Here is a 21,140-nt window from a genome sequence, read left to right as displayed (position 1 = left end):
AAACGTTCCCTACGTTTTTTTAGCGGGGCGCAGTAATGGACAATTTTGGCAGTATTCCTGCGGCTGCGATGCCTTGTAATAAAAACAGCAGGTGCGGCGAAAGCGCACGTCACGAAAGCTCACCGAACGCCCCGCGACGGGAACCCGCGTTTTCGCACGAAAGAACGGTTTCAGCGGATTACCATCACAGCCGAAACGTTCGCCGGGCGCAGCCAGCAAAGCATCAAAGTCCTGCTGCACCTGCTGTGCCAGCGTCATTCCCGGCGAGCACTCCGCCGCCGGATCGTCCCACTCAATGCGCTGTTCGTATAATGAAAATACCCGTACCGCGACGTTTTCCCACAGAATGCGCAGCGGCGCGCCCGACACCGTCGATAGCGTATGCAGGATCGGCGACAGGTGTTGAGCAAACAGCGTGTCGAACAGGCTATCGCGCCACACGTCTCGTTGTCCCAATTCCGGATGGGAGACGGTGAGATCGTAAAGCGGCATGGTCGATGTCCACAGACGAGCGTGTCCGAATTCCAGCACGCTGTTATCCAGCGTCATGTTCAGCCCTTTGTTATACACCGACATGGCGTACAGGCTGGCGGCCGTGGTTAAGAAACCAATCCGCTTCGCCAGCAGCGAAGCGGTAATCTTGATTGATGGCGACAGCAGCGGCGGCGTCAGCGTTTCCAGAAGCCAGCGGCAATACTCAGGATCCAACACCCTACGGCTCGGGCAACTCTCCTGCCCTGCTCGCTGTGCAGCATCCGTTAATTGCAGCGTGCCGGAGAGCATCGCCCACTGCGGTGCCGTCAGGCGATTAGCCGACATCGGCCGCAGTCTCCGCCGCTCCACGTCCAAACGGAATACACAGCGGCGTACCGAAGAACGGATCGTCAATGATGCGACAGTTCAGGTTAAACACCCTCTTTACCGTGGCTTCCGTGAGAATGTCACGCGGGTTGCCCTGCGCAAATACCGTCCGGTTGTGTACGGCCACCATGTGATGGGCATAGCGACACGCCAGATTCAGATCATGCAGCACCATCACGATGGTTTTGTGCTGCTGCGTGTTCAGTTCCCGCAGCAAATCCAGCACCTCCATCTGATGCGCCAGATCGAGATAGGTCGTCGGTTCATCCAGCAGGACGATATCGGTATCCTGTGCCAGCGTCATCGCGATCCAGACGCGTTGGCGCTGCCCGCCGGACAGCGAATCCACTGCGCGATCCTTTAACGCCAGTACGCCGGTGCTGCGCAACGCCTGAAGCACTTTTTCTTCATCCGTGGCCGACCACTGCTTCAACCATGACTGATGCGGATAGCGCCCCATCTTCACCAGTTGATAGACCGTCAGGCCTTCCGGCGCGGTCGGCGTTTGCGGAAGAATCGCCAGTGACTTCGCCACCTCAACGGTGGATTGCCGATGAATATCCTCCCCGTTAACAATAATCGTCCCGCTCGTGGGTTTCAGCAGGCGGGCAAACGACTTCAGTAACGTGCTCTTGCCACAGCCGTTACTGCCCACCAGCACCGAAATTTTCTGAGCTGGCAGCGTGATATCCAGCGCATCAATCACGACCTGTTTTTCGTAACTCAGCGTCAGCGACTGGCTGGCAATCGCCTCGCGGTCAGGTGGGGGGACGTGTGTTGGCTGCACATTCTCTGGCATAATCTTGCAATCTCAATAACGTTGCCGAAGCAATAAATAGATAAAGAAAGGCGTCCCGAGCACGGAGATAAAAATACCGGCAGGCAGATCCAGCGGTAAGAACGCCGTGCGGCCAATCAAATCGGCCACCATCACCAATAAGCCGCCCGTCAGTGCCGACACCAGCGCCAATCCGGGGAATGACCGGCTCGCCAACTTTTTCGCGATATGCGGGGCCAGCAGGCCGACAAAGGCCATCGCACCTGCATAGGCAATGGCAGCCCCAGCCAGCGCGACGCTCAGCGTCAGCAGCGCGAGTCGGATACGTCCAACAGATTGCCCAACGCCGCAGGCCAGCGCATCATCCAACTCATGCACGTTAACGTGTCTCGCCAGCCCCACCAGAAACGGTGCACCAAGCAGCAACCAGCCCGCCAGCTCAGACACATGCTGCCACTGCGCGCCATAAATACTGCCCGTCAGCCACACATAAGCCGTCAGCGTGGTGCCTATCGGACTAAACACCAGCATCATCGTGACCGCCGCGCCCATAATGGCGGACAGCCCAACGCCAACCAGTACCAGCCGCAGCGGCGATGCGCCCTGCTTCCAGGCCAGCAGATAAATGGCGATCGCCGTCACCCACGCCCCGCCCATTGCCGCCAGCGGCAACCAACGCTGGCTTATCGCCGTCGCCAGAAACGAGAGGAAGAATACCGCCGCCGCTGAGGCGCCACTGGTAATCCCAAGAATATCCGGCGAGGCCAGCGGATTGCGCACAATGCTTTGCAGGATCAGGCCGGATATCGCCAGCGCGCCGCCCACCAACAGCGCCAGCAGCGCGCGCGGTAAACGCAGGTCATTGACGATAAAATGCACACCGCTGTCTGCTTTTCCCAACAGCGCCAACATCACCTGCGCGGGAGATAGCACTACCTCACCCAGCGACAGCGACAGGAACACGACGGCTAACAGTATCAGCAGGAGCGACAGCGCCACTGCTGACGTGCGGCGATCAATCTGGCGCGAGACCATTCCTACGCGCACGGTATACACCTTACCCATGCCGCATCCCCCTTCTCGCCAGATAAATGAAGAAAGGCGCGCCCAGCAGCGCGGTCATCGCACCAACCGGCACTTCCTGCGGCACAATCAGCAGACGCGAGGCGACATCAGCCAACAGCAGCAGCGTGGCGCCGAAAATCGCACAGCCGGGCAACAGCCAGCGGTGATCGGCAGACAGCACGCGACGCACAATATGCGGTACGATCAGCCCGACAAAACCGATATTTCCGGCGATTGCCACCGCGCCACCCGCCAGCCCGATGACACATAGCCCGGACAACGCACGCACCAGCGCCGTTCGCTGCCCCAGCCCTTTGGCGATCTCGTCACCCGCTACCAGAATATTCAGGTGACGCGCCAGCAGCAGCGCGAGGAATAGCGCGATAGCAAAGTACGGCAGGAGCGGTAACAGCATCGACAGGCTGCGGCCAGACACCGAACCGGCCAGCCAGAACAGCATGCTGTCCAGCCCATCTTGATTGATTACTAGCAGCGCCTGCGTAAACGAAATAAACAGCGCGCTAATCGCGGCACCGGCCAGCACAATGCGTAAGTGGCTGGAACGGGCGTTACCCAGCGTTCCCAGCACATACACCATGACGCCAGCCACAGCAGCACCCAGATAGGCCGTCCATGCCAGCGCGATCTGCGAGGAAAAGGTAAACACCGAAGACAGCAGCACGATGGCAAACATGGCTCCCGCGTTAATACCGAATATCCCCGGCGAGGCCAGCGGGTTACGCGTCAGCGCCTGCATTAAGGCTCCTGCAACGGCAAGGCTGGCACCGACGACGATGGCAATCACCGTCCGCGACAGGCGTGTCGTTAGCACCAGTATGTGATCGATCTGCTGCGGATCGTAATGGAACAGTGAATTGAACACGGCTCCCAACGAAATGGTGGTTTGCCCCAGCATCAGGCTGGCGACGATACTCAGCAGCAGCAATACGACACCCGCTGCTGTCACGATGCCTTGTCTCATCGCGTATGACTCTCCTCTGCGATATCGCTTTTTTTATCAGCAGACTCTGTCTTGCCAGCAAACTGTTGTTCGATATCGTCCAGCATCTGATTCGCACCCAAAATACCGCCGGACAGGCTCCAGGCCACGTTATCCACCGGATACACCTGTTGCTGCTGAGGCGCATGCAGTCGCTGCCAGAGCGGGTGAACCTGCCAGTCGCGATAGTTCTTTGCCACCGCCGGTTTGTCTGAACGCAGCAAAACAAAGAACAGATCGGCATCCACCACCGGAATACTCTCTTTGCTAGTGAGCTTTTGCATCACGCCTGACGTATAGCTTTCCGGTCGCGACCAGACAAAACCGATTTCCGACAGTACCGATCCGGCAAAGCTGGCAGGCAGATAGCTGCGCATATGATCTTCACGGAATTCGAGAATAGAGACGCTGAGCGGCCAGCGTGTGCCAAATCGGGCTTTCAGACGGTCACGCAGCGCATCCACGCGCTGGTTCCAGTGAGATAAAATCTCGTTCGCCTTATCTTCCCTGTTCAGCGCTATGCCCATCATTTGAACGGTCTCTTTAAACTCAGACACCTTATCCAGCGCAATCGTCGGTGCGATCTGCGACAGCAGGCCGTAGATTTTCTCATGCCGAAACGTAGACGCTACGATGAGATCGGGCTTGAGTAGCGCGATGGTTTCCAGACTGGGCTGCGTTTCCAGTCCGACCAGCGTTACGCCCTGCAAGGCGGGGCGGAGGTAGCGATAAATCGGCTTCTCCGTCCACGACTCCACCACACCAACCGGCTTGATTCCCAGCGCCACGGCGGAATCCGTCGCACCCTGAAACAGCGTCACGATACGCAGCGGCGTCCCGTCCACGGTGGTCACGCCCAGCGCATGCCGAATCTGACGCGGTGATTCTGCCGCCTGCACTAACGTCACCAGCAGAAAAGACAACAACACGGCCAGCGTAAAACGCTGCCGTGTTGCTGAATTGAGGACGAAATTAAATCGGTTAAGCTTAGAAATCAACCGAATAACCCAGTGTTACCGTACGTCCGCGCCCGGAGAAATAGCGCGTATCATTAACAAGCCCCGCCTGCGAATAGTAGGTGATGTACTGTTTATCCAGCAGGTTCGCCACCGCCACATTGAGGCGACCATACGGCAGCTTGTACCCCACGGCAGCATCCATCAACAGGTAACCATCAAACGCCATACCCGCATCGTCAAAACTGCGGCCAAAGGCGTAATTCGCCTGCACGAACGAACTCCATTTATCGTTCCAATTCGCCGACCAACTGGTGATCAGACGATCAGGTGCAATATTCAGGCCGTTGAATTTTTTATCCACTTTGCCATCTTTATTACTGTCAAACTTTCCTTCGCTGTGCGCATAGGAAGCATTCACTTTGTGCTGCTCGTTGATCTGATAGCCCGCGATCACTTCAACACCGCGAATCTGAGTGCGCTGGCGTTCGGACAAAAATACGCCACCGCTCTCCGTCACGTTTTCGCCCAGTTTCGATTTGGACTCATAATAGCTGGCTTCAAAATCAAACTTATCCCGCTTAAAACGGAACCCCGTCTCTACGTTATTTGTCACAATCGGCTTAAAGCCGTCAAAGTTTTTCAGACTAACACCTGAACGCCTGATGGAACGCAGCGCACGCCCCACATCCGGCATACCAAACCCTTCTGAGTAGTTGGCAAACAAACTCAGCGAATCCGTTGCCGCATAGACGATACCCGCGTTATACAACGTTTCATTAAATTTAGGGCTACCGCCTTGTACCATCACGCTATTGTTGGACGCCAGCGTTTGATAGTCACCGACCTGAAGCTTGGCGATTTCATGGCGTACGCCCGCATGCAGCGTGACACGATCCAACAGTTGATATTCAGCCTGAATAAACGGTGAATAGTTGGTGTATTCCATCTCAGGCACATAGGTACGTTTGGTCAGGTAGAGATCCTGTTTGCCCTTATCGTACAGCGTATCGAAACCCACCGTAACTTTCAGCGTGTCATCCAGCAAGTCGTCTTTAGTCAGCGCCAATTTAGTGCCATATTTGTTAGCAACGGATCGAGATTGCTCATACAGCGTCCCTCTGGGCGCTATCGCAGGGTCTTGAAACGTATTCGAGTTCGTTGCGCCGAATAGCGCCTCATAGCGCTGATTAAATACCAGCGCGGACAGTTTCATTCCTGCAAGATCATGGTTTTCGTAAGTAAAGCCGGTCGTCCATATGCTGTTATGGGGTGCTTCACCCCGTGGTGTACCCCGTACTGACGTCGTCGGGATCCCCTGGCTACGGATACCATCCACGCTCAGATAGTTATTCTCATTTTTAATGTTATAGCGGTTCACGCTCAGTTGAATACGCTGATAGTCATCCAGCCAGTAGCCGACTTTTGCTAATAAGTCGTAAGCGCGGGAATCCATGGTATCGCCCTGGGTATTATCTACACCGACAGGCCGATTGTTGCCGTCCAGATACAGCCCCTGATTCTCATAGCCAATCGCGAACAGGTAGTCGAGATAGTCTTCACGCCCATCGACCCGATAGGTGGTTTTATAGCTGGCGGTCTCACCGCGAATCTTTTCCGTCGGGATCGTGGTTTGCACGTTGACGTGCTGATTAAATGAGCCATTTTCCGGTCGACGAGTAATGATATTAATCACTCCCCCCGTCGCACCCATGCCGTTGGTGGCATTCGCGCCGTGGATGACTTCGATGCGCTCGACCATCGAGTAGTCTATCGTGTGCATCTCACGCCCGGTCGGACGTAACGGGTTGGACTGAGGAATGCCGTCGATCATCACCAGAGCGGCACGACCGCGGAAGGTTTCACCACTGCCGCTCATTTTTTGACGGCTGGGGGAGAACGAAGGCAGCAAGTTGCTTAGAATTTGTGACGAGTCAGAAGTGACCTGCATCTGCTGCTCGATTTGCTCTTTGGTAATCACCGTGACCACCTGCGGCGCTTTCTGCTGCTGGATATTCGAGCGTGAGGCGGTAATCACCATCTCATCACCGCTCGCCTCATCCTTTTTAGTCGTGTCATCCTGTGCATACGCCGGAGCAATCAGCACGCATGGCATCAATGCGAGTAAAGTGCGCATCTGGTTCACTGTCCTTCCCCTTTGGTTATGTATCCAACCGTCAATAAAAGTTACCGCCTGTGACGAGGCTCTCATCCGAAACCCCATCCCCCCGACGCAGACAAAAAAACGCCAAAATGCTTCGTCTCACGCGAAACATCTTGGCGGGTTATGATCGGTTCAGGCATAGAACGCAGAGTATTTCATTCTGTACGCCGCGATCGGTGCTGTCAGATCACTATGTCAGTACCAATACATATGTAATTGCTAATAACAATTATTATCATTCAATAGAATAAATTACAATTCTTTCGAGTTCTTGCCATTTCTTTAACAAAATAAAAAGGTTAGGCCAGATATAAGCAGAATTAGGCGAAAATATCGACCAAATGCAATGCATTTTTGTGAACTAGATCACTCTACATCACCATAAATACCTCTAACCCGTCATATGATTAATAGCTTCCAGAAATAAGAGATGAGGCATCCTCTGAACGGCATGCGGGATCGCTACCGCTGATAAACAAGGAACTATGTGTGATGAACAAGAGAAAACTGGCGTTCGCGGCCCTCGTTCTTATCCTGCTCGGTGCCGGTTATGGTTTTTATCACCACCAACAACAGCAGGAAAAACCGCTAACGCTCTACGGCAATGTCGATATCCGCACTGTCAATTTGGCCTTCCGCGTCGGCGGCAGAGTGGCCGAGCTGAACGTTGATGAGGGCGATGCCGTGCAGGCAGGTCAACCGCTGGCAACGCTCGACGCCGCACCTTATCTGAACGCACAACATCAGGCACAGGCGAACCTCGCCAGCGCGCAGGCACAGCTTCAACTGGCGCAAGAAGGCTACCGACAGGAAGAGATCGCGCAGGTGCGATCTCAGGTTGTCCAGAGTCAGGCGGCCTATGATTACGCCAACAGCTTCTACCAGCGTCAGCAGGGGCTGTGGGACAAACGCGCCATTTCCGCCAACATGCTCGACGATGCCAGAACGTCACGTAATCAGGCGCTTGCAACACTACAGGCAGCGAAAGACAAACTGAGTCAGTTCGAAAACGGTAACCGACCGCAGGAAATTGCCGCCGCGCAGGCGGCGGTGGCACAGGCCGAAGCCGGACTGGCTCAGGCGGAACTGAATAAACAGGATGCCGAACTGCTGGCACCGTCTCCCGGCGTGATCCTCACTCGCGCCGCCGAAAAAGGCAGTATGCTGGCATCGGGCAGTACCGTTTTCACCCTTTCACTCACTCGCCCGGTTTGGGTACGCGCCTACGTAAGCGAGAAAGATCTTGGCCGCGTCGTGCCCGGTAGCCAGATGCTGATTTACACCGACGGTCGCCCCAATCAGCCCTATCGTGGCAAAGTCGGTTTTGTCTCACCGAGTGCCGAATTCACACCGAAAAGCGTCGAAACGGAAGATCTCCGCACCGATTTAGTTTACCGCCTGCGCATTGTCGTTAACGATCCCGATGACGGATTACGGCAAGGGATGCCGGTCACGCTGCGTTTTGACGATGCTCGCACTGAGGATGCCAGTCGCGCTCACGAGCCCGTTCGCCATGATTAACTCTCCCGCGCAGATCGCGTTGGACGGGCTGGAAAAACGCTTTCCTGGTCAGGAGAAACCCGCGCTCGCCAGCCTCACCGCCGAGATACACAGTGGTGCGGTTACCGGGCTGGTTGGCCCCGACGGCGCGGGTAAAACCACCCTGCTGCGTATGCTGGCCGGATTATTAACGCCCAGTCACGGAACACTGCGCGTGGCGAATCTGGATCCCATCCAGGAAGATCGTCAACTGCATGCCATTTTGGGCTACATGCCGCAAAAATTCGGCCTGTATGAAGATCTGACGGTGATGGAAAACCTGACGCTGTATGCCGACCTGCGAGGTATCACTGGCGAAGTGCGCAGAGAAACGTTCGAGCGCCTGCTGTCATTTACCGATTTGACCCGCTTTACCGACAGGCTGGCGGGTAAACTGTCCGGTGGCATGAAACAGAAGCTGGGGTTGGCCTGTACATTGCTGGGGCAACCTAAGGTGCTCCTGCTGGATGAACCGGGCGTGGGCGTCGACCCGATCTCTCGCCGTGAACTGTGGCACATGGTGCACGAATTGGCCGACGACGGCATGTTGATCCTGTGGAGTACGTCTTATCTTGATGAGGCGGAACAGTGTCGGGATGTGTTGCTGCTGAACGAAGGCGAACTGCTGTATCGCGGCGCGCCGCGCGATTTGACCGCACGCATGGCCGGACGCTGCATCCTGATTGATACGGGCGATCGCCGACATCGGGACGTATTACAGGAAGCGTTGCGTCTGCCACAGGTCAGCGATGGGGTGATTCAGGGGCAATACGTTCGGTTGATGCTAAAACCCGATGCGGATCGGGCATCGTTGCTCTCTGCCTTACATCTGGAAGCGGATTGTCTGCACGACACCGATCCGCGCTTTGAAGATGCCTTTATCGACCTGCTGGGTGGTGGCCCGGCCAGTGATTCGTCGCTGGCAAGCATCATGCCGCAGATTGACGTGAGCGGTGGCGAAACAGTGATTGAAGCCCGAGGGCTGACGAAAAAATTTGGTGATTTCTCGGCAACCGATCACGTTAGCTTTCAGGTGAAGCGAGGAGAAATCTTCGGCCTGCTCGGCCCAAACGGCGCGGGAAAATCGACCACGTTCAAGATGATGTGCGGCCTACTGGTACCGACTGACGGCAAAGCGCTGGTGCTCGACATGGATCTGAAAACCAGCTCCGGCAAAGCTCGCCAGCATTTGGGTTACATGGCACAAAAGTTCTCGCTCTACGGTAACCTGACCGTCGAACAGAACCTGCGATTTTTCTCCGGCGTCTATGGACTCAAGGGCAAGGCGCAGCGCGATAAAATGGCCGGAATGACCGACGCCTTCAATTTCCACCCCATTTATCGCCAAACGCCGGACGCCCTGCCCTTGGGGTTCAAACAACGGCTGGCGCTGGCCTGTGCACTGATGCATGAACCCGACATTCTGTTTCTCGACGAACCGACCTCCGGCGTCGATCCGCTAACCCGGCGCGAGTTCTGGATACATATCAACGGTATGGTCAACCGCGGCGTCACGGTGATGGTCACCACACACTTCATGGACGAAGCCGAATATTGCGATCGCATCGGGCTGGTGTATCGCGGCAAGCTGATCGCCAGCGGCACGCCGGACGAACTGAAGCAGCAGGCGGCCAGTGCACAGGCGCCATCACCGACGATGGAGGAGGCGTTTATTGCGCTGATTCAGGCGTACGACGGGGAGGCGGAACATGGTTGAACAGAATAGGCCAGAGCAGGATAAAACGAGCCAGCACGGCAGCACGCATTTCTCTACGCGTCGCCTGCGGGCGCTGTGCCTGAAAGAAACCCGCCAAATTCTGCGCGACCCTAGTAGCGGGCTGATTGCGTTCGTCATTCCGCTGCTGTTGCTGTTTATCTTCGGCTACGGCATCAATCTGGATTCCAGCCGCCTGCACGTCGGTATCCTGATGGAGCAGCAGAGCGAAGACGCGCGCGATCTGGCGAATACCTTCGCGGCGTCGCCGTTTATCGAACCGACCATCAGCAATAATCGTCAGTACCTGATCCAACAGATGCAGGCCGGCAGCATTCGCGGCCTGATCGTCATCCCCACCGACTTTGCTGAACGGCTGGCGCGGCCGGGCGATCGCGCACCGATCCAGGTAATCACCGACGGCAGCGAACCCAACACGGCGAATTTTGTGCAGGGATACGCAGAAGGCATCTGGCTGCTGTGGCAACAGCAGCGGGCGGAAGATCGCGGCGAGACGTTCGAGCAGCTTATCGAGGTGCAATCGCGCTACTGGTTTAATCCCGCCGCCATCAGTCAGCATTTCATCATTCCCGGCGCGATAACCATCATCATGACGGTGATTGGCGCGATCCTCACCTCGCTGGTGATTGCCCGTGAGTGGGAGCGCGGGACGATGGAGGCGCTGCTTTCTACGCAGGTCACCCGTGCCGAGCTGCTGCTGTCCAAACTCATCCCTTATTACTTTCTTGGGATGATCGCCATGACGCTGTGTATTCTGGTCTCAACATTCATCATGCAGGTGCCCTATCGCGGCTCGCTGATTTTGCTGTTTGTTATTAGCAGCCTGTTTCTTGCCAGCACGCTGGGCATGGGGCTACTGATCTCTACCCTCACCCGCAACCAGTTCAACGCCGCGATGGTGGCGCTGAATGCAGCATTTCTGCCTGCCATCATGCTGTCCGGCTTTATTTTTGAAATCGACAGCATGCCGGAATTTGTCCGCGGCGTGTCGTACATCATCCCGGCGCGCTATTTTGTCAGCACGCTGCAAACGCTGTTTCTCGCGGGGAATATCGGTACGGTACTGATGACTAACCTGCTGTTTCTCATTCTCTCCGCGCTGGTCTTTATTGGCCTGACGGCCTGGCAAACCCGGCGCAGGCTGGATTAGGGGGCGACTATGCTGCATCGTCTGTGGACGTTGATTATTAAGGAGCTGCAATCGCTGCTGCGCGATCCGCAAACGCGCTCCATTCTGGTGCTGCCCGTTATCCTTCAGGTTTCCCTGTTTCCTTTCGCCGCGACGCTCGACGTAACCAACGCGACCATTGCGATTTACAGCGAAGACAACGGCCCCCATGCGATAGAACTGACGCAGCGCTTTGCCAAAGCGAAATCCTTTTCTCACGAGCTAATGCTGCATAGCCCGCAGGACGTCGCGTCGACGCTGGATAATCAGCACGCGCTTCTCATTCTGCGCTTCCCGCCGCAGTTCTCGCGTGATATCGCCAGCGGGAACAGCACGTCGCTCCAGCTTATTCTCGACGGCAGACGCTCAAATAGCGCACAGATTGCCGCCAACGATGTACAGCACATCGTACGGGATTATCAGTTGGAGTTGCTGGCGGCCAGGCCGGTTCAAAGCGGCGCGAATCAGAGCTCTTCCAATCCAAACAACAGCGAGCTGGTGGTACGTCACTGGTATAACCCGAATCTGGACTACAAATGGTTTGTCGTGCCGTCGTTGATTGCCATGATCGCCACTATCGGTGTGCTGATTGTTACGGCGCTCTCCGTGGCCCGCGAACGGGAACAGGGTACGCTGGAACAGCTGCTGGTTTCGCCGCTGTCCACCAGCCAGATATTTATTGGCAAAGCCGTGCCCGCGCTGATTGTCGCCACGTTTCAGGCCACGATCGTGCTGCTGGCAGGCATACTGATTTTCCATATTCCTTTCGCCGGATCGCTGCTGCTGTTTTACACCACGATGCTCATCTACGGCCTGTCGCTGGTGGGCTTCGGTCTGCTGATTTCCTCACTCTGCTCAACGCAGCAGCAGGCGTTTATCGGCGTGTTCGTCTTCCTGATGCCCGCGATTCTGCTTTCCGGCTATGTGTCGCCGGTTGAGAACATGCCGATCTGGTTGCAGCACCTCACCTGGGTTAACCCGATTCGTCACTTCACCGACATCACCAAACAGATTTACCTTAAGGATGCGGATTTCAGCATTATCTGGGGCAGTTTATGGCCGCTGTTTATCATCACGCTGACCACCGGCTCGGCAGCCTACGCGATTTTCAGGCGGAATATTGCGTAATAGCAGATAAGGGGAAAAGATAGGCAGGAAGCTATCTGGCGCGGAAAAGCGCGCCAGATAAATGAGCAAGAATTAACGACGATTACCAAAAATACGCAGCAACATCAGGAACAGGTTGATGAAGTCGAGGTACAGGGTCAACGCACCCACGATGGAGTATTTACGGAAGCTATCTTTGTCATCAACGGACAACTGCTCGCCGATATTCTTCAGCTTCTGGGTGTCATACGCGGTCAGACCGACAAACACCACCACGCCGATATAGGTCACGGCCCACATCAGCGCTTCGCTTTTCAGCCACAGGTTCACCAGCGAGGCCAGCACAATCCCGATCAGCGCCATAAACAGCATGCTGCCAAAGCCGCTCAAATCACGCTTCGTGGTGTAGCCGTACAGGCTCATCGCCCCGAACATCCCCGCCGTAATGACAAAGGTGCTGGCGATGGATTCACCGGAGTACATAATGAAAATGCTAGAGAGCGTCAGACCTGTGAGTGCCGAATAGAGCATAAACAGCGACGTGGCGACCGCACCGCTCAGGCGCTGTACCATACCGGAAATCACAAAGACCAGCCCCAGTTGGGCGATGATCAGGCCGAAGAAGGTGATCTGGCTGGAGAAAACAAAATTCAGTACGGCGGGCGTATTCGCCGCGTACCAGGAAACAAATGCCGTCAGCAGCAGGCCACAGGTCATCCAGCCATAAACCTGTGCCATATAGGCCTGAAGACCAGACTGCGAGCGTTCAACGATTGAACCCGAGCGTGGATATCTGTCCATGATGTTACCTTTGCATAAAAGTTATCTGATTAACGCGGCGCAAACCGCCCGTTTGAGGAAGCGACACGAAAGACGCCTTCCCCGCATCCTTTTATCCTAACACAGAAATGGACTACCAGCGCTGCGCGGCCTGCTTATCACTGTCGCGTGATTCCACCCAGCGTTCGCCTTCCGGCGTCGCTTCTCGCTTCCAGAATGGCGCGCGGGTTTTCAGGTAATCCATAATAAATTGGGCGGCATCAAACGCCGCACTGCGGTGAGCGGCACTGACGCCAACGAATACAATTTCATCGCCCGGATAGAGTGCGCCCACCCGATGAATCACGCTTACACGCGGCAGTTCCCAGCGCTCGCGAGCCAGTTCGACAATCTCCGCCAGCGCCTTTTCCGTCATGCCGGGATAGTGTTCCAGCGTCAACGCGCTGACGTCTTTCGCCAGATTGTGGTTACGCACCTTACCGGTGAACGTCACGACCGCGCCGTCTTCATCACACTGTGCCAGCCACTGATATTCATCACCTACATTGAAGTTCTCTTCACCGACCCGAATACGCGTCTCTGCCACGATCAACCTCCCGTTACCGGTGGGAAAAACGCCACTTCATCGCCATCCTGTAGCGGGTGCGTAAGCTCAACCAGCGACTGATTCACCGCAGCCAGCAATTTGCCAGACTCCAGCGCCAGCGCCCAGCGTGCGCCGCGTTGGCATAGCGCCTGCCGGACGTCTTCTACGGTGGCATACTCGGCAGGCAGCGACAGGCTGTCTGTCTCGATCAGTTCACGGACTTGTGCAAAAAACAGAATCTTGATCATGCTCCCTCCGCCGTAAAGTCGCCCGATTTGCCGCCGCTTTTCGCTAGCAGACGCACCGGACCAATCACCATGTCTTTCTGCACGGCCTTGCACATGTCATAGATGGTCAGCGCAGCGACGGAGGCCGCCGTCAGTGCTTCCATCTCTACGCCGGTTTTCCCCGTCAGACGACACACGGACTCAATGCGAACCCGATTGTGCTCCGGCTGCGCTTCCAGCTCGACAGCAACTTTGCTCAGCAGCAGCGGATGACAAAGCGGAATCAGTTCCCAGGTGCGTTTCGCCGCCTGAATCCCAGCGATGCGTGCGGTGGCGAACACATCGCCCTTGTGGTGGCTGCCGGCAATAATCATTGCCAGCGTCTGCGGTGCCATTTCAACGAAGGCTTCCGCGCGGGCTTCGCGCACGGTTTCAACTTTGGCGGACACATCCACCATCGCGGCTTCACCAGCGGCGTTAATGTGGGTCAATTGTGGCTTAGATGATGACATAATGAATAAGGCTTACCGTTAAGAGGATTTTTTCACGTGCGGGTAAAAATTGCACGGCTTCTGGCGCGCATCCAGCTGTTCCTGAATGATGCGTTCCCATGCGGTACGACAGGCGCGAGTTGAGCCCGGCATGGCGAAAATCACCGTCTGGTTAGCCAGACCGGCAAGCGCACGGGATTGCAGCGTCGCCGTACCAATATCTTCGTACGACACCATGCGAAACAGCTCGCCGAAACCTTCAATTTCCCGATCGAACAAGACGGCAATGGCTTCCGGTACCACATCCCCTGCGGTAAAGCCCGTCCCGCCATTAATCAAAATACCCTGCACCTCGTCGCTGGCAATCCACGCCGAGACCCGTGCCCGAATCTGGTACAGGTTCTCTTTCACGATGGCGCTGTCGACGATGCGGTGCCCCGCAGACTGCGCCGCTTCGCGCAGATAGTCGCCGGAAGTGTCATCTTCCGCCGTACGGCGTTCGGAAACGGTCAGAACCGCAAGATTGAGAGAAACAAATTCGCTGCTGACTTTGCTCATGTCAGGCTCCTTTAAGAATCAGTGATGTCGGGGATTAACCGCCGATAAATGACAGGTTTTGCGTGATGCCGCTATTCCCTTCATGCAGGAAATGGGTCTGCTTCTTCGTCGATAATCCACCCGAGATACGCATTTTCAAATCATCGAGGTGACGATCGTCGGCCAGTAAATCGCGCAATGGGATACCCTGTTCGCCAAAGAGACACAGGTGAAGATTGCCTATGGCCGAGACTCGAAGACGGTTACAGCTCAGACAGAAATCTTTCTCATACGGCATAATCAGCCCGATTTCGCCCTGATAGTCAGGATGGCTGAACACCTGCGCGGGGCCGTCGCTGCGTGCACGTTGTTGTTGTTGCCAGCCTTGTTGCAGTAGTTGCTGGCGGATCACCTCGCCGGAAACGTGGTGGCGGCGAAACAGATCGCCTCCTTCTCCGGTTTCCATCAGCTCAATAAAGCGTAGTTGAATCGGGCGGTGTTTAATCCAGTCGAGAAAGGTTTGCAGGCTGCCCGCGTTCACATCACGCATCAGCACCGTGTTAACTTTGACTTTGGCAAAACCGCAGTCAAAGGCGGCGTCGATGCCGTCCATTACCTGGCGGAATTTGTCTTGCCCGGTAATCGCATGAAACTGGCGTGCATCCAGACTGTCCACGCTCACGTTCAGCGCTGTTAGCCCCGCGTCACGCCACTGTGCGGCATCCCGCGCAAGGCGATAGCCGTTAGTCGTGACCGCCAGCGTACGAATCGCGGGGTTTTCACGAATGGCGGCGATGATATCGACAAAGTCACGGCGCAAAGACGGTTCGCCACCGGTGAGGCGGACTTTTTCCGTCCCTAATTCGGCAAAGGCGCGGCTGACGCGACGAATTTCATCGAGTGATAAAAAGCGATGTGGATTAGTGCCATTGGCCTGATAACCATCTGGCAGACAGTAGGTACAGCGAAAATTGCAGACGTCTGTGATAGACAGACGCAAATAGTAGAACTTGCGCGCAAACGCATCAGTCAGTTGACTCACCATAAACACCTTTCCAAATTCGGGAGATGCAGGCATTTCTGCCTCGCACCCTGGTGACCGCGAAGGCCACGGCCAGGGCACCGTATCACGCGCACTACGCGCATCACTTAGGCACCAAGGCTAGGAGTTTGATTCCACTCAGTTATCCGTTAAACAGCAGCGAGATAACCGGTCAGGAATCGTGATTTCATTAAGCAGTCTACTGCGAAAAAGCCCAGTCAACCACTCTCAAAATCGGTATATAATTAAATATATAGCGAATTTTCAATATCTTATGGTGTACAGCATACGGAAAAATACGCGGCAGAAATTGTCTCAGGTCATGCCTGCGTGAGGATTTTTCGCGTTTTAAGGTGAAATCAGCTACCTTAGCGGCGATTGTCACACGTTTTTCATATTCCTCTGGCTTATTCATAAGGTTTTCTATGCGCAATCGCACGTTGGCCGACCTCGACAGGGTTGTCGCACTCGGAGGTGGACACGGTTTAGGTCGTGTGATGTCTTCGCTCTCTTCCCTGGGTTCACGGCTAACCGGCATTGTCACGACGACAGATAACGGCGGCTCGACTGGCCGCATCCGTCGCTCTGAAGGCGGCATTGCCTGGGGCGATACCCGCAACTGCCTGAATCAACTCATTACGACGCCCAGCGTGGCATCTGCGATGTTTGAGTATCGATTTAACGGTAACGGGGAACTTGCCGGACACAACCTGGGTAACCTGATGCTAAAAGCGCTCGACCACCTGAGCGTGCGACCGCTGGAAGCCATTAACCTGATTCGCAACCTGCTCAAAGTGGACGCTTTTTTAATTCCGATGTCCGAGCATCCTGTCGATTTAATGGCAATTGATGAACAGGGCAACCCCGTTTATGGTGAAGTCGAGATCGATCAGTTGGCAGCCTTGCCACAAGATTTGATGCTGTACCCGACGGTGCAGGCCACACGCGAGGCGATTGATGCCATCGCAAAGGCTGACCTGATTTTGATTGGCCCCGGCAGCTTTCTGACCAGCCTGATGCCGCTGTTGCTGCTGGATGATCTGACACAGGCGCTCCGCCGCACGCCCGCCCCCATGGTGTACATCGGTAATCTGGGCAATGAGCAGAGTAACCCCGCGGCCCGCCTGACGCTGGTGGAGAAGCTATCTTGGATTGAGCACAAGGTAGGGAAACCCGTGGTTGATGCTGCGATTGTCGGTCCAAAAGTCGATATCAGCCAGATTGGCGACCGACTGGTCGTGCAGCAGGCGCTGGCCGCAGAAGATGTTCCTCACCATCACGACCGTGAGTTACTGCGCCAGGCCATCGATCGTGCGCTACAGCTGTTGGGCTAACGACCTAACGTGGCAGTCGGACTTTGGCAGCGTTCTATACTTCCCAACGTTGGGGTATTCATACTGATGAAAGGACGGTATTCTTCGTATATCTTTGCAGCCTGAGCACGACTGCCAATCTCATTGAGAATAGCTTTAGCCTGAAAATGACGCTTCAACATATCGGCGTCATTGCAAGGCGGGAGATATGAGAGATTCACACCCAAATCGGAAAATTTACTCATCAATGCGGAAAGCTCATCACGCACTTTGTTGATTCTCAGTTCAGGCTCCAGTGATTTGGCCGAAAGTTCGATACCTTGCGCGCGTTGGTCGAGCAGTCCTTCACGCTCGGTGAGCTGTTGAATTTGCTGGTTTACTCCAGCTTCGCGTGCGGCCAACTGCTGTTCGCGAAAGTCCACAACCGACGTTTGTTTCACAAGTACCAGCTCTCTTTCACGAATCTGATTCAGTTGTTCATTGCGATAATCTTCAAACTGTAATTTTTGCTGATAGTTGTACAGCGTCCAACCGGACAGCGCTACCACCACAATAATGAATGTCTTAGCGTTATTTTTGATGAATTCCCGATCAATCATCCGACAAAAAGACCTCGTTCTGCTGCAAAAACCAGCGGTTCACAAATTTCATTCGCAACCGTCGTGTTTTCCCCAACACATTTTCTCGTAGAGCAAAAGGTGACGTTACACATCCCGTCAATCCCGTAGCCACGGCGTATAAGTCACGCCAATCAGAATGCCTTCGGGACTCAGGAAACGCGTGACCTGCTGTCCCCAAGGCTCAAGACGGTTTTCCACCAACAACACATATCCTTGCGCTTTCAGCGTGCTGGTCGCTTCCACCATGTCAGCCACTTCGAACTCCAGCCAGCTTTGCGGTTCAGGAAGATCCGTAGGCCAACTTTCGTGTCCGAAACAGGACTCGCTAGCCTGTGACAGCGGCCAGAGCGCGAAATGCTTCACGCCCTCCATCTCATCGCTCACCAGATAGTCACTCCCTTCCGCAACGGGCTTCAGCGGCAACTTCAGCGTATCAACATAGAGCGCATGGCTGGCAGAAAGGGATTTCACGATCGGTCCGAAACCCGCTACAAACAGCACTTCTACACCCGGTATAGTCTGATCCATCATTGATCCTCAGTGAGTGTTTGCATCGTTAAGATACCGCGATAAATTGTGCGCGCAGTGCTTGTACTTCATCACGTAGCGCGGCTGCCTCTTCAAATTCAAGGTTCTGCGCGTGCGTCAACATCTTGCTTTCCAACTCGCGGATTTTCAGTTCCAGCGCCTTCGGCGTCATAAGTTCATAGCGTGCTGCTGGCTCTGCGGCTTTACGATTGCCACGCCCTTTGCCTTTGTTCGTCGGCTGCCCCAACTGCAGGATATCGGAAATCTTCTTATTGATTCCCTGCGGCACAATGCCGTGCTCGGTGTTGTAGGCTTCCTGCTTCTCGCGGCGACGCTCCGTTTCACCAATCGCTTTCGCCATTGATGCCGTAATCTTGTCGCCGTAGAGAATAGCTTTGCCGCGCAGGTTACGTGCCGCACGGCCAATCGTCTGGATCAGGGAACGTTCAGAGCGCAGGAAGCCCTCTTTATCGGCATCCAGAATCGCCACCAGCGACACTTCAGGCATATCCAGACCTTCACGCAGCAGGTTGATGCCCACCAGCACGTCGAACTCGCCAAGGCGTAAATCGCGGATGATTTCCACACGCTCGACAGTATCGATATCCGAGTGCAGGTAACGTACCCGCTCGCCGTGTTCTTCCAGATACTCCGTCAGGTCTTCCGCCATTCGCTTGGTCAGCGTGGTGACCAATACCCGTTCGTTAATCGCGGCTCGCAGACGAATTTCGGAAAGCAAATCGTCAACCTGTGTTGCGACAGGCCGCACTTCGATGATGGGATCGAGCAATCCGGTGGGACGCACCACCTGATCGATCACTTCACCACCCGATTTTTCCAATTCATAGTTACCCGGCGTCGCAGACACGTAGATCGTCTGTGGAGCCAGCGCTTCAAATTCTTCAAATTTCATCGGTCGGTTATCCAGCGCCGAAGGCAGCCGGAAACCGTATTCGACCAGCGTCTCTTTACGCGCGCGGTCGCCGCGATACATCCCGCCGATCTGAGGAACGGTGACGTGGGATTCATCGATGACCAGCAGCCCGTCCGCAGGCAGATAGTCAAACAGCGTCGGTGGCGGCTCACCGGGACCGCGACCGGAAAGGTAGCGCGAGTAGTTTTCGATACCGGAGCAGTAACCCAGTTCGTTCATCATCTCCAGATCAAACTGCGTGCGCTGACTCAGCCGCTGCTCTTCCACCAGTTTGTCATTGGCCAGCAGCACCTTTTTACGGTCGGCCAGTTCAACCTTGATGTCTTCCATCGCCTGCAAAATACGCTCACGTGGCGTGACGTAGTGCGTTTTCGGATAGATGGTATAGCGCGGCACCGTCTGGAGGACGTGACCCGTCAGCGGGTCAAACAGCGACAGCCGCTCGACTTCCTCATCGAACAGTTCAACCCGCAGCGCGATTTCGTCAGATTCTGCAGGGAAGATATCGATCACCTCACCACGCACGCGGAACGTACCGCGCTGAAACGCCTGATCGTTGCGGGCATACTGTAATTCCGCCAGACGTCGCAAAATAGCGCGCTGGTCAATCAGCATCCCCTGCGTCAGATGCAGCATCATTTTCAGATAGAGATCGGGATCGCCCAGGCCGTAGATCGCGGATACCGAGGCCACGACGATCACATCGCGCCGCTCCAGCAGCGCTTTTGTCGCGGAAAGACGCATCTGTTCGATATGTTCGTTAACCGACGCGTCTTTTTCGATGAAGGTATCCGAGCTTGGAACGTAGGCTTCAGGCTGATAATAGTCGTAGTACGAAACGAAGTACTCGACGGCATTATCAGGAAAGAATTCTTTCATTTCGCCATACAGCTGAGCTGCCAGCGTTTTATTCGGTGCCAACATCATCGTCGGCCGATTGAGGTCGGCAATCACGTTGGCGATCGTGAACGTCTTACCTGAACCTGTTACCCCGAGCAGCGTTTGGTGCGCTAACCCGTCTTCCAGGCCCTCTTTTAAACGACGAATGGCCTCAGGCTGATCGCCTGCCGGTTTAAAGTCGGAATTCAGTGTAAATACTTTACTCATCGTTAAGCACGCTACTTATCGTTATTACCCATCGCGCAATGCGACGTTCGTGGATGGATGCTCGGAGGCAGGTAAAAGGCACAGACTGACGATTTCAGGCACGGCAGCGAGGTGTCATCGTCATCCCTCATCGTACCGTTATCACCCTGACAGCGACGACACAGACAGGTATGACACGCGATGCTTTATTTTGAATGCCAATGACGAAATTCGCCACCGCAATGATACTGGATATAAAAACAGCATCAAGGGAATTATCGCTGGATTGGATGATTAATCAACAAATGAATTTGCTAGCACATTCACATTCAATCTACCAGATAAAATCATCATCATTTATCCCCAGATTTGGTAGAAATGTAACATGCAGGGATGCCCGATGACGTTAATTTATGCAACTACGCCTCATTGATGTTCAAGACGCTTGATTTTACTTAAGCATATGATAATAAATAGATTAGAAAAACCGTGGAGAATAGCGCCAACCTGGCGACAACCCGCGCCAGCTCTCGGTTGGGACACGTTGTCTATCCATAATACACATAGTTATCCACAGAAATGGTGGATAACTCCCACAACCCCGCATCAGCACTGAGTTAGAG

20 protein-coding genes and 1 riboswitch are annotated in these 21,140 nt (G+C 54.9%); of the genes, 5 read left to right on the top strand and 15 right to left on the bottom strand.

What is annotated here, in order from left to right:
• Window positions 1-9: 9 nt before the first annotated feature.
• Genes H4F65_RS00320 through H4F65_RS00295 form a run of 6 tightly spaced genes read right to left on the bottom strand, consistent with a single transcriptional unit; the run spans window position 10 to window position 6,797 of the window.
• Window positions 10-819: an IucA/IucC family C-terminal-domain containing protein gene (locus tag H4F65_RS00320; protein WP_010280949.1), complete on the bottom strand. Its 810-nt coding sequence runs from the start codon at window positions 817-819 to the stop codon at window positions 10-12.
• The gene (locus tag H4F65_RS00315; protein WP_010280947.1) at window positions 809-1,660 is read right to left on the bottom strand and encodes an ABC transporter ATP-binding protein; all 852 of its coding nucleotides are present in this window, start codon (window positions 1,658-1,660) and stop codon (window positions 809-811) included. Before H4F65_RS00315 ends, H4F65_RS00320 begins: the two co-directional genes overlap by 11 nt.
• 12 nt (window positions 1,661-1,672) lie before the next feature.
• A complete protein-coding gene (locus H4F65_RS00310) occupies window positions 1,673-2,704 on the bottom strand; it encodes a FecCD family ABC transporter permease (RefSeq protein WP_010280945.1) in 1,032 nt (343 codons plus the stop codon).
• Entirely contained in the window at window positions 2,697-3,686 is a 990-nt protein-coding gene (locus tag H4F65_RS00305; protein WP_010280943.1) for a FecCD family ABC transporter permease, read from the bottom strand. Before H4F65_RS00305 ends, H4F65_RS00310 begins: the two co-directional genes overlap by 8 nt.
• The gene (locus H4F65_RS00300; RefSeq protein ID WP_010280942.1) at window positions 3,683-4,702 is read right to left on the bottom strand and encodes an ABC transporter substrate-binding protein; all 1,020 of its coding nucleotides are present in this window, start codon (window positions 4,700-4,702) and stop codon (window positions 3,683-3,685) included. Before H4F65_RS00300 ends, H4F65_RS00305 begins: the two co-directional genes overlap by 4 nt.
• Window positions 4,692-6,797 (bottom strand): TonB-dependent receptor, encoded by a 2,106-nt coding sequence (locus H4F65_RS00295; RefSeq protein WP_010280940.1) that lies wholly within the window; start codon window positions 6,795-6,797, stop codon window positions 4,692-4,694. The genes H4F65_RS00300 and H4F65_RS00295 overlap by 11 nt, the downstream gene beginning before the upstream one ends.
• Window positions 6,798-7,316: 519 nt before the next feature.
• Between H4F65_RS00295 and hlyD the strand changes: the two genes are divergently transcribed.
• From hlyD to H4F65_RS00275, 4 genes are read left to right on the top strand one after another with little or no spacing between them, the layout of a single operon-like run.
• Entirely contained in the window at window positions 7,317-8,345 is a 1,029-nt protein-coding gene (gene hlyD, locus H4F65_RS00290; RefSeq protein ID WP_010280937.1) for a secretion protein HlyD, read from the top strand.
• Entirely contained in the window at window positions 8,338-10,080 is a 1,743-nt protein-coding gene (locus tag H4F65_RS00285; protein WP_010280934.1) for an ATP-binding cassette domain-containing protein, read from the top strand. The genes hlyD and H4F65_RS00285 overlap by 8 nt, the downstream gene beginning before the upstream one ends.
• Complete coding sequence (locus H4F65_RS00280; RefSeq protein WP_010280932.1) at window positions 10,073-11,248, top strand: ABC transporter permease; 1,176 nt, start codon at window positions 10,073-10,075, stop codon at window positions 11,246-11,248. Before H4F65_RS00285 ends, H4F65_RS00280 begins: the two co-directional genes overlap by 8 nt.
• Window positions 11,249-11,257: 9 nt before the next feature.
• Window positions 11,258-12,394, top strand: a complete 1,137-nt coding sequence (locus tag H4F65_RS00275) for an ABC transporter permease (RefSeq protein ID WP_010280931.1) — start codon at window positions 11,258-11,260, stop codon at window positions 12,392-12,394.
• Between the two features lie 72 nt (window positions 12,395-12,466).
• Here H4F65_RS00275 and H4F65_RS00270 read toward each other — a convergent pair whose 3' ends face one another.
• The 6 genes from H4F65_RS00270 to moaA form a co-directional block, all read right to left on the bottom strand.
• Window positions 12,467-13,174: a Bax inhibitor-1/YccA family protein gene (locus tag H4F65_RS00270; protein WP_010280929.1), complete on the bottom strand. Its 708-nt coding sequence runs from the start codon at window positions 13,172-13,174 to the stop codon at window positions 12,467-12,469.
• 112 nt (window positions 13,175-13,286) lie between these two features.
• The gene (gene moaE / locus H4F65_RS00265; protein ID WP_010280927.1) at window positions 13,287-13,739 is read right to left on the bottom strand and encodes a molybdopterin synthase catalytic subunit MoaE; all 453 of its coding nucleotides are present in this window, start codon (window positions 13,737-13,739) and stop codon (window positions 13,287-13,289) included.
• Window positions 13,740-13,741: 2 nt separating this feature from the next.
• Window positions 13,742-13,987, bottom strand: coding sequence for a molybdopterin synthase sulfur carrier subunit (gene moaD, locus H4F65_RS00260; RefSeq protein ID WP_010280925.1), 246 nt, complete (start codon window positions 13,985-13,987; stop codon window positions 13,742-13,744).
• Window positions 13,984-14,478, bottom strand: coding sequence for a cyclic pyranopterin monophosphate synthase MoaC (moaC, locus tag H4F65_RS00255; protein WP_010280924.1), 495 nt, complete (start codon window positions 14,476-14,478; stop codon window positions 13,984-13,986). Before moaC ends, moaD begins: the two co-directional genes overlap by 4 nt.
• An 18-nt stretch (window positions 14,479-14,496) precedes the next feature.
• The gene (gene moaB, locus H4F65_RS00250; protein ID WP_010280923.1) at window positions 14,497-15,015 is read right to left on the bottom strand and encodes a molybdenum cofactor biosynthesis protein B; all 519 of its coding nucleotides are present in this window, start codon (window positions 15,013-15,015) and stop codon (window positions 14,497-14,499) included.
• Window positions 15,016-15,049: 34 nt separating this feature from the next.
• Window positions 15,050-16,039: a GTP 3',8-cyclase MoaA gene (moaA, locus tag H4F65_RS00245; RefSeq protein ID WP_039316534.1), complete on the bottom strand. Its 990-nt coding sequence runs from the start codon at window positions 16,037-16,039 to the stop codon at window positions 15,050-15,052.
• A riboswitch (molybdenum cofactor riboswitch) is annotated at window positions 16,027-16,175 on the bottom strand. Its footprint overlaps the gene before it by 13 nt.
• Window positions 16,176-16,461: 286 nt before the next feature.
• Here moaA and yvcK point away from each other — a divergent pair.
• Window positions 16,462-17,370, top strand: coding sequence for a uridine diphosphate-N-acetylglucosamine-binding protein YvcK (yvcK, locus tag H4F65_RS00240; RefSeq protein WP_010280920.1), 909 nt, complete (start codon window positions 16,462-16,464; stop codon window positions 17,368-17,370).
• Here yvcK and H4F65_RS00235 read toward each other — a convergent pair.
• The 3 genes from H4F65_RS00235 to uvrB form a co-directional block, all read right to left on the bottom strand.
• Window positions 17,367-17,948, bottom strand: coding sequence for a hypothetical protein (locus tag H4F65_RS00235; RefSeq protein WP_010280919.1), 582 nt, complete (start codon window positions 17,946-17,948; stop codon window positions 17,367-17,369). The two genes, yvcK and H4F65_RS00235, sit on opposite strands and share 4 nt — an antisense overlap.
• A 117-nt stretch (window positions 17,949-18,065) precedes the next feature.
• A complete protein-coding gene (locus H4F65_RS00230; protein WP_010280916.1) occupies window positions 18,066-18,497 on the bottom strand; it encodes a VOC family protein in 432 nt (143 codons plus the stop codon).
• A 28-nt stretch (window positions 18,498-18,525) separates the two neighbouring features.
• On the bottom strand, window positions 18,526-20,538 hold the full coding sequence (gene uvrB / locus H4F65_RS00225) for an excinuclease ABC subunit UvrB (RefSeq protein WP_010280912.1): 2,013 nt from the start codon (window positions 20,536-20,538) through the stop codon (window positions 18,526-18,528).
• Window positions 20,539-21,140: the final 602 nt, after the last annotated feature.

This window comes from Pectobacterium brasiliense (assembly GCF_016950255.1).
Lineage (GTDB): Bacteria > Pseudomonadota > Gammaproteobacteria > Enterobacterales > Enterobacteriaceae > Pectobacterium > Pectobacterium brasiliense.
Note: the sequence above shows the minus strand (reverse complement) of the source record. Positions and strands in the feature narration are given on the sequence as shown.